General features: G+C 65.8%; 11 protein-coding genes, 1 tRNA gene and 1 pseudogene. 5 read left to right on the forward strand and 8 right to left on the reverse strand.

The genetic code is table 11. The features are described from left to right. From HX774_RS01355 to HX774_RS01370, 4 genes and pseudogenes are all read right to left on the reverse strand, one after another. Positions 1–1,395, reverse strand: a pseudogene (locus HX774_RS01355) (hypothetical protein); the annotation flags it as partial. Beyond that, positions 1,392–3,185 (reverse strand): autotransporter assembly complex family protein, encoded by a 1,794-nt coding sequence (locus HX774_RS01360; RefSeq protein ID WP_178823580.1) that lies wholly within the window; start codon positions 3,183–3,185, stop codon positions 1,392–1,394. The gene HX774_RS01360 and the pseudogene HX774_RS01355, both read right to left, overlap by 4 nt. Positions 3,186–3,243: 58 nt before the next feature. Beyond that, a complete protein-coding gene (locus HX774_RS01365) occupies positions 3,244–3,522 on the reverse strand; it encodes a hypothetical protein (protein WP_114818656.1) in 279 nt (92 codons plus the stop codon). A gap of 96 nt (positions 3,523–3,618) precedes the next feature. Then, positions 3,619–4,725: a CaiB/BaiF CoA-transferase family protein gene (locus HX774_RS01370; protein WP_178823582.1), complete on the reverse strand. Its 1,107-nt coding sequence runs from the start codon at positions 4,723–4,725 to the stop codon at positions 3,619–3,621. Between the two features lie 160 nt (positions 4,726–4,885). On the opposite strand from HX774_RS01370, the gene HX774_RS01375 reads away from it, so the two are divergent. The 4 genes from HX774_RS01375 (at position 4,886) to HX774_RS20315 (ending at position 7,225) form a co-directional block, all read left to right on the forward strand. Next, the gene (locus HX774_RS01375; RefSeq protein WP_178823584.1) at positions 4,886–5,083 is read left to right on the forward strand and encodes a hypothetical protein; all 198 of its coding nucleotides are present in this window, start codon (positions 4,886–4,888) and stop codon (positions 5,081–5,083) included. 172 nt (positions 5,084–5,255) lie between these two features. Next, a tRNA-Lys gene (locus HX774_RS01380) sits at positions 5,256–5,332 on the forward strand. A gap of 651 nt (positions 5,333–5,983) precedes the next feature. Next, the gene (locus HX774_RS01385; protein ID WP_178823586.1) at positions 5,984–6,499 is read left to right on the forward strand and encodes an aminotransferase class I/II-fold pyridoxal phosphate-dependent enzyme; all 516 of its coding nucleotides are present in this window, start codon (positions 5,984–5,986) and stop codon (positions 6,497–6,499) included. Positions 6,500–6,679: 180 nt separating this feature from the next. After that, positions 6,680–7,225, forward strand: coding sequence for an STAS domain-containing protein (locus tag HX774_RS20315; RefSeq protein ID WP_370523230.1), 546 nt, complete (start codon positions 6,680–6,682; stop codon positions 7,223–7,225). A gap of 18 nt (positions 7,226–7,243) precedes the next feature. On the opposite strand, the gene HX774_RS01395 is transcribed toward HX774_RS20315, so the two are convergent. The 3 genes from HX774_RS01395 to HX774_RS01405 all read right to left on the reverse strand — a co-directional run bounded on the left by HX774_RS01395 (position 7,244) and on the right by HX774_RS01405 (position 10,265). Further along, positions 7,244–8,185 carry a nucleotidyl transferase AbiEii/AbiGii toxin family protein gene (locus tag HX774_RS01395; protein WP_178823588.1) on the reverse strand — a complete coding sequence of 314 codons (942 nt, stop codon included), beginning with the start codon at positions 8,183–8,185 and terminating at the stop codon, positions 7,244–7,246. 1 nt (position 8,186) lies between these two features. Then, entirely contained in the window at positions 8,187–8,762 is a 576-nt protein-coding gene (locus HX774_RS01400; RefSeq protein WP_178823590.1) for a hypothetical protein, read from the reverse strand. Positions 8,763–8,885: 123 nt separating this feature from the next. Further along, entirely contained in the window at positions 8,886–10,265 is a 1,380-nt protein-coding gene (locus tag HX774_RS01405; RefSeq protein ID WP_178823592.1) for a site-specific integrase, read from the reverse strand. Between the two features lie 353 nt (positions 10,266–10,618). Here HX774_RS01405 and HX774_RS01410 point away from each other — a divergent pair, with 353 nt between their 5' ends. Further along, on the forward strand, positions 10,619–11,179 hold the full coding sequence (locus HX774_RS01410; RefSeq protein ID WP_178823594.1) for a hypothetical protein: 561 nt from the start codon (positions 10,619–10,621) through the stop codon (positions 11,177–11,179). On the opposite strand, the gene tgt is transcribed toward HX774_RS01410, so the two are convergent. Further along, a complete protein-coding gene (gene tgt, locus HX774_RS01415) occupies positions 11,176–12,291 on the reverse strand; it encodes a tRNA guanosine(34) transglycosylase Tgt (RefSeq protein ID WP_178823690.1) in 1,116 nt (371 codons plus the stop codon). The genes HX774_RS01410 and tgt overlap by 4 nt on opposite strands. Positions 12,292–12,378: the final 87 nt, after the last annotated feature.

Consider the following 12,378-nt stretch of genomic DNA (forward strand, 5'->3'; position numbering starts at 1 on the left):
ATAGGCGCCGTCGACGGCGCGCGTGCCCTCAAGCTGGATGCGAGGCGTCGCACCCAGAAGGGCGCCGATGATGCCAGCATTGGAGCCGCCAGCAGCGCGAATGTCGGCGACGACGTCGAACCGGCCCTTGTTGGCGGCCACGCTCACAGGACCCGAGATCCGGGTGGCGCGATAGCTGGCGATATCGGCCGCGAGCAGGCTGGCCGAGCCCTGAAGCGTCCAGGTTTCGGCGTCGCCCTTGAACACGCCGGTATAGGCCGAGGCGCCCGCCAGGGGGCTGCCGATCAGGCGGCTGAGCGAGGGGGTCGTGACCTCCAGGCTGACGCCGTCAGGGGCCGTGCGGTCGCTGAGCCGGATAAGGCCCTGGGCGCTGGACTGGATGTTGTCAGCGGTCAGGGTCCAGGCCACGCCCTGGAAGCCGTCGCGGGTCTTGTCCGGCGTGGTGGCGAAGCCGAAGCGGGCGGTGCGGCCGATCCGCTCGACGAAGGGCGCCAGCAGGTCCGAGCCTGAGAAGTCGGCATTGCCGCCGATGCGCGCCCCGTCCTTGCCGTAGCGGCCCTTGACCGACAGGGGCGTGAAGTCCCCGGTCTTGACCTCGATGTCGACCAGTTCGCCATTCACCAGGGCGACGGCGGAGAAAGGCTTGTCCGGGGAATAGCCCAGGGCCCCGGCGATCGGTCCGCCCTGGGCCTCGCCGGCGCGCAGGTTGACGCGCAGGTCCTCGGGGTTCTTGCCGATGACGGCCTTGAGCAGCAGGTGGTCGCCCTTGCGGTTCAGGCTGAAGGCGTTGACGTTGACCTTCTTGTCGCCCTTGCGCGGGATTTCGGCGTCGCCGATCAGCGACCAGCGGCCATACTCCTTGGAGAAGTCTTCCATCAGTTCGACGTTGGCGCTGAACTTGTCGATGTCGACGGAGATGGCCTGCGGGCCGCCCGGCTCGGTGCGGGGTTCCAGCAGAGGGCGGCGGATGACGCGGATCTGGTCGGCGCTGATCTCGGTCGCATGGAAGCGGCGCATCAGCAGGGGCCAATAGGACCAGTCGACGTGGACGTTGGTCGCCTCCAGCCAGACGCCGTTCGCATCCGTGACCGTGACCCGGCCCAGGGTGAAGTCGTTGAACAGGTCGCCCTTCAGGCCCTCGACATTGATGCGGCCATAGCGGCTGATCTTCTTGCCAGTGACGAAACTGGTCACAAGTTCGCGGCCCGAATCCGAGACCAGATACATCCGCCCGCCAATGGCGGCGACGATGGCCAGGGCGACCAGGGCGGCGACCACGATGCCCGAGACAAAGGCGATCAGTTGCAGGCGCGTGCGCTTGCGCTTCGCCGCTTGCGCGGGCGTGTCGGCGGGGCTTTCCGCTTCGGGTTCGTGAGGCGGAGGAGTGTCGGTCAAAACGCCTGGCCGATGCTGATGTAGAGTTGGAAGTCGGCGTCGCCCTCACGCTTGTCCAGCGGAATGGCGATGTCGGCGCGGATCGGGCCGAACGGCAGCTTGTAGCGCACGCCCACGCCCGCGCCGTAGCGCAGGTTGTTGAAGTTCGGCGTCTCCTGGAAGCCGATGGCGCCCGCGTCGATGAAGCCGACGGCTTGGAATTTCGCGCCGATGTCGCGGCGAATCTCGATTGAGGTCTCGAACAGCGACAGGCCGCCGCGCGGGGTGTTGTCGGGCAGGCGCGGGTTGATGCTCTGATAGGAATAGCCGCGCACCGAGCCGCCCCCGCCGGAATAGAAGAGGCGATCCGACGGCACGGTCAGTTCCTCGCCGCCGATGATCGAACCGATGCGGGCGCGTCCGGCCAGCACCGTCTTGGCGCCGTCCTGCAAGGGCAGATAGCCGGTCGCCTGAGCTTCGGTGCGCAGGAACAGCACCGTATCCTCGCCGGTCACGGCGGTCGGCTGGGCCGAGACATAGAGGCGGTAGCCGGTGGTCGGGTCGAGCGGATCGTTGGAGCGATCCATGAAGGCGATGGCGCGCCCGGTCAGGATGGCCAGGTCCCGATCAAAGGTGATGGGCGCCTGGGTCACGGGATCGAAGCGGTTTTCCGTATAGCGGCCCGCGTCGATCCCCAGGCCGTAGGTGAAGAAGGAGGTCTTGCCGATACGCTGCGACAGGTCGGCGTTCACGGTCAGGGCGCTGCGGTCGTAGGCGTCGGTCTGTTCGTTGACCAAGTAGGATGACAGTTTCAGCGTCCGACCGGGCTTGCGAAAGTGCGGGAAGCTGGCTTCGCCGCCTAGGCGGCTGTCGATGCTGGCGAAACGGAGCCCGTACTTCAGCGTCGCGGCGCGGCCGAAGCGGTTGTAGCGGGTGCGGAAGACGTCGACCCCCACCCCTTCGGCGGTCGAATAGGTGGCGCCGGCTTCCAGCAGGCTGCGCGGACGGTCCGACAGGCCCACGATGACCGGGCGCAGGCCCTCGGGCGTGATCCGATCCTGCGGGGCCAGGGACACGTTGACGCCGTCATAGACGCCGGTGTCCAGCAGCCGGCGCTCCAGTTCGGCCACGTCCTCGGGATCATAGCGGTCGCCGGCCCTCCACGGAGCCAGGTCGGCGACCCAGTCCGGGTTGGTCGGTCCTCGGGTGCGCACCAGGACGCCGTCCAGCCGGACCACCTCGCCCGAGGCTATGTTGAAGTTCGGCTGCACGGTGAAGGCGGCGTGATCGACGACGACGCGGCGCGGTTCGGCCTTGGCGTCCGCATAGCCTTCGCGCGTCAGACCGGCCACGATGCGGCCCTCGGCGTCGAGGATGTCGGCGGCGCGGCCCGGCTCGCCCGGCTTCAGGGGGAGGTCCTTCCTCACCACCTGTTCGGTCACGGCGTCGGGGGCGGGGGCGCTCCAGTTGATCTGGGTTTCGGCCAGCACGAAGCGACGGCCGGGCGTGACCGTGACAATGGCGACGGGTTTTTCCTCGCCTTCGACATCGTCCTCAAGCGAGGGTTGATAATAGCCCTCGGAACGCAGCAGGGCCTGGGCGGATTCCATGGCGGAACGCGCCCGGCGGCGGGCTTCGAACCGATTGGCCGGAGGCGTGTCGACCTGACCGACGGCCCGCTCCAGTTGGCGGCGCAGTTCGCTGTCGATCTCGCCGCGGATCTCCGCCTTGGGCTCGGCCGCGAGGGCCGCGTGGCCGCAACCGGCCCAGAGCGCCACGGTGGCGAGAAGCAGATGATACCTCGACGTCAAACTGGAGCCTTGGGTTCAGAAGCGCGATGAGCTGAAGCGAACGTCGTTCAGGGTGGAATCAGTAGAACAGGGTATCGCTTTCCGGCTGCACCGTCTGTTCCGAGGTGCGCTGTTCGGGCGGCAGGGTGTCGACCGGAGGCGGGGCGTCGGTCGGGATCGTCGTTTCTGCTACGGCGGGGGCGGCGGAGTCCTCAGCGGCGGGCGCGGCGGGCTCTTCCGTCTGGATTTCCACGGCCTCATAGTCGTTGTCCGAGCTCGGATCGCTACAGGCCGCCAGGGCGGCGGTGGCGGCCAGGCCGGCGGCCAACAGCAAACGTTTTACAATCAAGCGGTTCATCTGGTTTTCTTGCCCCTTTGGGGTGGCAAACGTCGTCTGCGCGGCTGGGTTCCCTCGCCTTGTTTACTGAAGGAGAATGAACCGCAACTGAACCTTTTACGTCACGCGGCGCGAGGCCGGTTCGGACCAGTCGGCGAGGGCCTGATCCAGAGATCTGGCGGGGCGGTCGGCGCTGACCGGCGCGGCCTCGGCGGCGAAGCGCGGCGCGGGCCCGGGTTGGACGACGCCGGCGTTCACAAAGGTCCCGCGCGCCTGATTATGAGGGTGATCCGTCGCCTCGCCCAGGGTCAGGACGGGGGTGACGCAGGCCTCGGTTCCAGCGAAATGCGCGGCCCAGTCGTCACGGTCGCGGGAGGCGAACAGGGCGGCGAATCGGGCTTGAAGCCTGGGCCAGTTCTCTCGGTCGAACTGCGGCGCCTCGTCCGGCGTCAGACCCAGACCGGCGATCAAGGCGGCGTAGAAGCGCGGCTCCAGGGCGCCGACGGCGACGAAGCCCCCGTCGCGACAGGCATAGCAGCGATAGAAGGGCGTGCCGCCGTCCAGCAGATTGGCCTCCCGCGCGTCGCTCCACAGGCCGCGCGCCCTCAGGGCATGGAACAGGCTTGTCAGCAGGGCCGAGCCGTCGGTCATGGCGGCGTCGACGACGCGCCCGCGTCCGGTGGTCTTCGCCTCCAGCATCGCCGCCAGCACGCCGCTGACCAGCATCATGGCCCCGCCGCCATAGTCGCCGACCAGGTTCAGAGGCGGGCAGGGGGGCTGGTCGCCCGCGCCTATCGGATAAAGGGCGCCGGACAGGGCGATGTAGTTGATGTCGTGGCCGACCTGATCCGCCATCGGCCCGGTCTGGCCCCAGCCGGTGACGCGACCATAGACCAGGCGCGGGTTGACGGCGGCGCAGGCGTCCGGTCCCAGACCCAGCCGCTCCATGACGCCGGGTCGGAAGCCTTCGATCAGGGCGTCGGCGCCTGCGATCAGGGCCAGGACCCTGTCGCGGTCTTCAGGCGACTTCAGATCGACCGGCACGGCGATGCGTCCGCGATGCAGCACCTCGCCGCCGACATCGTCGAACACGGTGGCGGGGGCGTTTCCGCCGCGCGTCAGCCGCAGGACCTCGGCCCCCATGTCGGCGAGAACCATGCCGGCGAAGGTGACAGGTCCCAGGCCGTCGATTTCGATGATGCGTAGTCCGGTGAGCGGTCCCATGGCGCAAAGCTAGACTGGAACGACGCGCGCTGAACAGGGCTGGCAAACCTGGCGTCCGTCAGAAAACAGTCGGATCGACAGCTGAGCCGCGAAGATTGCTTGCCCTGAGGGCGGCGACCCTGCACGGGGTGTGCAGGATTAACGGACGACCGGAACCATCGTGACCGAAGCTGAACGTATCGCCGCCCTGCTCGACATCGTCGACGTGGACAGAACGCAAGACCTGGGCAACAGCGCCCAGCTTGTGGTGTTGGGGCTGGCGGAGCGGTTCGGCAAGGCGGGCAAGCTGCGCCCGACCAATGCGGGCTGGAACCTGATGGGTCAGCAGGGCCGCGTGTTCCGCACCGAATACGGATAACCTTGGCGTGCGATCCGGGTCGGCACGTCCGCAGGATTTCCTCACAAAATAAGCGTCTTCTCGCCTTGTAGGCCTTGACCTGCCGCCACGAATGAACCAGAAACCGCCTCCGCAAACAGGCGCTTCGCTTGTCGGCGGGAAAGCAGTCCAAGAGGTTGTTTTCCAAGAGTGTGCGCCCCTAGCTCAGTTGGTTAGAGCATCTGACTTTTAATCAGAGGGTCCTCGGTTCGAGCCCGAGGGGGCGTACCATTTTCCCCTTATATGTCAGTCGTTTATTTAGGCCGCCGTCGGCCTGATTTTGATCGACTCCCTTTTGGGGCACATATGGGGCACAGCGAGACTTCGCTCGTGAGGCGTTTCAGGACGTTTCAGCGGGGATCGGTTTTCTGTTTTTTGAGCGTCTTTGCGTCAGGCGGCGTCAGAGAGACGACGCCCGCGCTTTCGATCTTGGCGGCAGCGCGGAAACTATGAACCGCATCTCACTCAACGCGGCGGTGGGGAAGGTCCGGATTCGGGCCTAGGCGATGGCCAGCCGCCTTTACCGCCGATAGCGGGGTCGGGAATCGTCAGGCCTGGTCAGGCGGACCTCGCCGCTGGTCTCGGTCTGCATGAGATGTGTTTGAGGCTGGGCCGCATCGCTGGCTGCGCCGAAGGCGGGCAGGGCGGTGATGGCCTGAATGACGGCGTCCGCGACGCCGGTCCATGTGGACCAATCGACTTCGGCTTCTAGCCGATCAAGCTTTACCTTAAGGCGAGGATATGGAGGCGACCGACCTCGCCTTCATAGACAGTTCGGTTCGTCTCTCGCCGAGCGGGCCGAACTGTCGCCTTGTGCCGTATGGCTGGGAGCGGCTGGTCTATGACGACCGTCGTCACCTTTCCCTTGCCTCAGTACCAGGCATGTTCGAGCGCACGCTGAAGATCGGATCCGCCGGCAAGCTGTTCGGCCTCACAGGATGGAAGGTCGGTTTCATCACGGGCGACGGGGCCTTGCTGGAGGCGGCGGCCAAGGCGCATCAGTACATCGCCTTTTCGACGCCGCCCCATCTCCAGGCGGCGGTGGCGGAAGGTCTGGCCTGGTCATCGGAACGCTTTGCAGATCAGGCGGCGGCCCTGGCGCGGTCGCGGGATTTTCTGGCTGAGGCCTTGAAGCGCGAGGGTTTCGTCGTCCTGGCGTCGGAGGCGACCTATTTCCTCTGCCTTGATCTGCCGGCTTCGGGCGTCGCCGCCGGCGCGGTCGCGTTCGCCGACCGGGCGGTCGCAGAGCATGGCGTCGCCGGAATTCCGGTCTCGGCCTTCATGTCGGGCGACGCCGGCGACGGCGTCCTGCGTCTGTGTTTCGCCAAGCCCGACGCCGTGCTGGGAGAGGCCGCGCGTCGACTGGGACGCGCGCGGCGCGCCTGGATCGAAGGCTGAGCCGCCCCCACGCCCGATGTCGGGCGCGGGAGCGGTCCCTTTTCAGCTTCAGGTGCGGCGACCGGCTTCTGCAGCGCGCAGGACACGCAGGAAGTTGCCGCTCCAGATGGCGTCGATCTGATCTTCCGTATATGGGCGGGCCTGTTCCTGCTGTTCCTCATCCTGGTGCTTCAGAAATGGGTGGCGCAGATTCCCATGGCGGCCCTGGTGGCGGTGATGATCGTGGTCTCGGTCGGCACGTTCGACTGGAAGTCGATCACCGAAATTCGGTCGATCCCGCTGCAATCATCCGTGGTCATGCTGGCGACGACCCTGACCGTGGTTTTGACCCATGACCTGTCGAAGGGGGTGGTGCTAGGCGTAGTCCTGTCGGCCGTCTTCTTCATGCGCAAGGTCGGCAAGACCATCGTCGTAACCGAGGTCGAGACGCCGCAGGAGGGCGTCCTCCGTTATCGGGTCTCGGGCCAGTTGTTCTTCGCCTCAGCCGAGCTGTTCATTGCCAGCTTCGAGCATCACGGCCATCCAATCCAGGTCGAGATCGACATGAGCGACGCCCATCTGTGGGATCTGACGGGCGTTGCGGCCGTGGACAAGGTGGTCTTCCGCTATCGGCGTCAGGGCGCCGACGTGCGCGTCATCGGCATGAACCAGGCGGCGCGCACCCTGGTCGAGCGGGTCGGTCGGTTCGAGAAGATGCATCTGCCGGCGGGGAAAGCCGCGCACTGACTTGCATCGGCGAACGCCTCAGAGGCGGTCGAGCTCGGGCTCGATGCGGGCCAGTATGTCGGCGAAGGACGGACGATCTCGATAATAGAGCGAGCGCGTGCCCTCGAAGGCTTCAGCATAGAGTTCGCGGATTTCCGCGTCGGCGAGGGTGAAGGCCGGATTGTCGCGCAGGTTGGGTTCGTCGTCTTTTCGAAAGCGCCTGGCCTTGTGCGCGAGGTAGTCCTCGGTGCCGATGAAGGCCTGGGTGGCTGGGTCGGCGAGGAGGCAATGGACGTCGTAGTAATGGCGCAGGAAATTGACGGGCAGAGCGCCGTCCGCCTGCTGTTTTCGAAACTTGGTCGAAATGGTCTGGAGTTTTTCGACGAGCGTGTAGCCCGGCTCATAGCAGGCGACGTCCCTGGCGCGGTTGTCCTCCACCTCGACGCCGCTTTCGACCGCCTTGTCGTAGGCCCAGGATGAGATGAGGCGGGGCTGGTTCGGGGAGACCTGGTCGAACCCGGCCTCGAGAAGAATGCCTTCCTTCACGCCCTCGGGAAGCGGGGCGATGGCGCGGTATCGCAACCGTACGCCGGCGCTGCGCATATAGGCGTGGTCGTCGAAGTCATGGTCCCGCTCGGCCGAAGTCACGCCGGGAATAAGCAACTGCGGCGGAAGGGCGTCGAAGAAGGCGCGGCGGGCTTCGACCTGAACCTCCTTGTTGTGGTTCTTGCCGGTCGGCGTGCCCTCGGGCGGATGAATCAGGATGTCGATGTCTTCGGAGAAGCGGTGGATCAGCTGGTAGCCCTTGGACAGGGACGTACCGCCCTTGAGCTCGAACGCCATCCCTAGCTGCTGCAGGCCCCAGAGGCAGTGCATGATCCAGTAGTCTTTTTCCACGAGGCCGGGGTCGATCGCCTGATCGCGGGCGGTGACCGCGATCAGGTCCGGGAAGTCCTTGAGGTCGTGGAGCAGGCGCGCCATCTCAGGCTGCAACGGCCTGATCGACCAGGCGTCGGGCGCGTGCCGAGGCGAAGTCATGGGCTGCCTGGCGCAGTTTGCCCGGGTCCATCGTCCTGGCGCGTCTGAGGGCCCGGGGAAGGACCTCGGCCCGATCTTCCGCCAGGCGATCCAGGTTGTGGAGGAGATCGACCATCAGAACCTCCTGGGTCAGTGCGCGCGGCACCGAGGGGCGTCGGCGGAAATCGACCATGCGACCGTCCAGCTTGAAGCGGCCATGTCGTTTCAGATTGTAGACGACCGGCTCGTTGTAGAGTTGCGTGGTCCCGACTCCCAGGCCGTTGTAGGCGCTGGGCGAGACCACCAGGAAGCGGTCGTCCTTGAGGAAGGCCTGTACGAGGGTCTCCAGCGCAGCGGGCGCCAGGCCGAATCGGGTCTCTCGCGGAACCATGTAGACGCCGCCGGCGGCCTTCTCGAGCGCGCCTTCCTTCACCAACTGCTGCAGGTGCCGATCGACCGAGTTCGACCAGCGCTGGAGATCCTGGCGACGGTAGGCGCAGCCGGGCTGCAGGTGTTTTTTCAGATCGTTCAGAGCGGTCATGGTTCGTCCTCGCGGACTAGGTGGGGCGGCAGGCGGTATTGTGCAAGTTTTTTTGTTCATAAATCATGCAGTAGGTGATCGCCGTAGCGTTGAGAGTGATCGCTCCTGGAGACAGGGGGCGCTTCACGTTTTCCCCGCTGCGATAGGCGATGACAGGATGTCGCCGAGCAGACGATCCCAGGACGTCAGGGCCGAACGTTTCTCCGGCATGAAGTCGTAGAGGGCGTAGGTCGAAAGGGTGACGGCTGCGGCGCCGCCTTTCTCGCTCGTGTGGTTGAGAATCCTGCCGATGACGAAAGGTGAGATCCGAAGGCGTTCGCTCGCCATGCTTGTCGCCGCTGTCCGTCTGAGGTCATGCGGGGTCAGGGACGGCAAGGAGAGGGCGGCGCGTACATCGCGCAGGGCGCGGGTCAGCGAGGCGGGGGTTAGCGACTTGTCGCGGTCCCAGCGCGCGGGGAAGACGAACGGCGTCGGTTCGTTGACGAGCGCCATAGCCTCCCGAATGAGCGCCACCGCGCCCGGCGACAGCGGCACCAGCGTGGCTCGGCCGTTCTTGGTTCTCGATCCGGGTATCGTCCAGACCGCCTGTTCGAGGTCAACCTCCGCTCGTGTCATGCAGGCGACCTCGTGGCGGCGCTGCAGGGTGAGCAGCAGCAGTTTGATCGCAATGCCGACGGGACGGCTGACGTAGACGCGCTGGTTCTTGCGTCGTGGGCTCTTGGCGCACGTCAGTACGGTGGGATCATCCAGGGCTCGCCAGATCGCGCCGATCTCTGCATCGCGCAGCACACGGTCACGGGGGGACTCGTCGCCCAGCGCGGGAACCCTGGCGACGGGGTTCGCCGTGACCGCTTCGGTCTCCAGGATCGCGTAGTTGAACATCTGACGAATCTGGGCGCGGACGCGATTGGAACTCGTGTCCTGGCCCTTCGCGACCAAGGTTCGCAGGAGCGCCTTGATGGCGGCTGGGGTGACGTCCTCGATCCGAAGCGCCCCCAGGGCCGGTTCGATGTGTTTCGTCCATAGCCATTTCTCGCCGGTGATCGTGGACGCCCGCTTGCGCTTTCCGCGTGGTTTCCATTCCCCGCGCTCGGTGGCGTCGAAATAGGCGACGCTGAGATCCTGGAATGTCTTGATGGTCTGCGAGCGGCGCTCGACCTTCTTGCGACGCTTTTCGCCAGCGGGATCGACGCCGTCCGTAGCCTGGAGTCGGGCTTGAGCACATCGCCTGCGAGCGTCGGCGAGCGAAACATCGGGATAGAGGCCGAGGCCGAAGCGGCGCATCTCTCCGTCTTCGGTTCGATAACGGATCGTCCAGGACTTTCGTCCGGTCTCGCTGACACGCAGCAAGAGGCCCGCGCCGAGGGGGTTCTCGTCATAGATATCAAGGCGCTTTCCGGACGGAGCGGAAATCGACGCGACGTATTTGTCTGTCAGTCGAACCTTGGCATGACGCGAGTATGCCAGATTTGGCTGTGCCCCAAAGCATTTTGGGGCACACATGGGGCACAAAAAGCTGAAACTACCTGAACAAGGTTGAAGTGTGTTGACTAAATAAGTGCTGTAAAAACAGGATATTATGAATTATCGTGAAAAGTCCTGAAACCCAATGAAACCAATATTCCGTCTGACTTTTAATCAGAGGGTCCTCGGTTCGAGCCCGAGGGGGCGTACCATCTCCCCTTTTTTCTGAAACGCTATGCACGGCTGCGGACGACCGCTGGCCGCCGCTAGGTTCTGTTCAGGCAGTTTCAGGGAGACCGGCCATGGCGCAATCTCCACACCCGCCCGAACCGCACCGAGGTCCAGAGGGGCGTGAGACTTCACCGTGGGCGCGGGGCGTGGTCTAAGGCGGGATGCGCCATATCGCCCTCTCCGTTTCCGCCGTCTCCCTTTCGCTTGTCCTCGCTGGATGCAACGCCGGCGCCTCGGCGCGCGGCGGGGTGGAGCAGGTTGGCGCGGGACTGGGTGACGCCGTCACGGCGCCGCTGGATGATCTGAACCTGCGGCGTCAGGAAATCCCGACGGTTCTGCTCCAGGCGGAAAGCAATCCCTATGATCTGCGCAATCTGAACCACTGCCGCACTATCGCCGCCGAGATCGCGCGGCTGGACGAGGCCCTGGGGCCGGATACGGATGCGCCGCCGTCGCAGGACGGTTCCTATATGAGCGAGCGGGCGGCGGACGCCGCCGCCGCGGCTGCGCTCGACGCGGTGCGGGATACGGTGACGGACTTCATCCCGGCGCGCAGCTGGGTGCGGCGCCTGACCGGCGCGGACTCCCACAGCAAGCATGTGCAGTCGGCCATTCAGGCGGGGCTGCGCCGCCGTTCCTTCCTCAAGGGCGTGGGGATGCAGCGCAACTGCGCCCCGCCGGCGGCGCCGGCAGGGTTCGTGCCGCGCAGGGGCCGCAACTAGGCCTTGATGTGACGGGCGCGGAAGTCGCGCCGGAACTGTTCAAACCGGCCCTCGCTGATGGCCTCGCGCATGGCCGCCGTCAGGGCCTGGAAGAAGGCGATGTTGTGCCAGCTCAGCAGGATCTTGCCCAGGATTTCGTCGGCGCGGATCAGGTGGTGCAGGTAGGCCTTTGAATAGTCGTTGGAGGCGGGGCAGGGCACGCCCATGTCCAGCGGGTCCTGATCCTCGGCGAAGCGGGCGTTCTTGATGTTGATCGGCCCGTCCCAGGTCCAGGCTTGGCCGTGACGCCCGGCCCGCGTCGGCAGGACGCAGTCGAACATGTCGACGCCGCGATACACCGCCTCGACCAGGTCGATCGGCTTGCCGACGCCCATCAGATAGCGGGGGCGGTCCTTGGGCAGGAACTCGGGGGCGTAGTCCAGGACTTCGCACATGGCCGCATGGCCTTCGCCGACGGCGAGACCGCCGATGGCGTAGCCGTCGAAGCCGATCTCTTGCAGCCGTTCCGAGGATTCCCGGCGCAGGTTCTCATAGGTCGAGCCCTGCTGGATGCCGAACAGGGCCTGCGCATCGCGCGTGCCGAAGGCGTTCTTGGAGCGTTGCGCCCAGCGGGCCGACAGCTCCATGCCCTGACGGGCGCGCTTTTCCTCGGCGGGCCAGGCGACGCATTCGTCCAACTGCATGACGATGTCGGAGCCGAGGCGGTCGGCCTGAATCTGGATCGAGCGTTCCGGCGTCAGGACATGCTTGGACCCGTCGATGTGGCTGGAGAAGGTCACGGCCTCCTCGGTCAGCTTGGAAATGCCCGACAGGCTCATGACCTGGAAGCCGCCCGAGTCGGTCAGAATCGGCTTGTCCCAGCGCATGAAGTTGTGCAGGCCGCCGAGGCGTTCCATCCGCTCCGGGCCGGGGCGCAGCATCAGGTGATAGGTGTTGCCCAGCAGGATGTCGGCGCCGGTCTGCTTGACCTGATCCACCGTCATCGCCTTGACCGTGGCGGCGGTGCCGACCGGCATGAAGGCGGGGGTGCGAATGTCGCCGCGCGGGGTCTTCAGAACGCCGGTGCGGGCGCGGCCTTCGGTGGCGTTGATCTGGAAGGGAAAGGGCAACAGTGAACTCCGCTCATCCCCGCGGAGGCGGGGACCCAGGCTTCAGCCACGCGCATGTGGCTGGCTTGTGGCTCTCAAGCATATGGGGCT

This window comes from Brevundimonas sp. P7753 (genome assembly GCF_013386595.1).
In the GTDB taxonomy this organism is placed as follows: Bacteria; Pseudomonadota; Alphaproteobacteria; order Caulobacterales; family Caulobacteraceae; genus Brevundimonas; species Brevundimonas bullata.

Excerpts from the sequence above, each read along its gene's own strand:
- HX774_RS01365 (WP_114818656.1), bottom strand. The coding sequence starts at position 3,522 with ATGAACCGCTTGATTGTAAAACGTTTGCTGTTGGCCGCCGGCCTGGCC.
- HX774_RS01370 (WP_178823582.1), bottom strand. The coding sequence starts at position 4,725 with ATGGGACCGCTCACCGGACTACGCATCATCGAAATCGACGGCCTGGGA.
- HX774_RS01385 (WP_178823586.1), top strand. The coding sequence starts at position 5,984 with ATGTTCGAGCGCACGCTGAAGATCGGATCCGCCGGCAAGCTGTTCGGC.
- HX774_RS01395 (WP_178823588.1), bottom strand. The coding sequence starts at position 8,185 with ATGGCGCGCCTGCTCCACGACCTCAAGGACTTCCCGGACCTGATCGCG.
- HX774_RS01400 (WP_178823590.1), bottom strand. The coding sequence starts at position 8,762 with ATGACCGCTCTGAACGATCTGAAAAAACACCTGCAGCCCGGCTGCGCC.
- HX774_RS01405 (WP_178823592.1), bottom strand. The coding sequence starts at position 10,265 with ATGTGTGCCCCAAAATGCTTTGGGGCACAGCCAAATCTGGCATACTCG.
- HX774_RS01410 (WP_178823594.1), top strand. The coding sequence starts at position 10,619 with ATGCGCCATATCGCCCTCTCCGTTTCCGCCGTCTCCCTTTCGCTTGTC.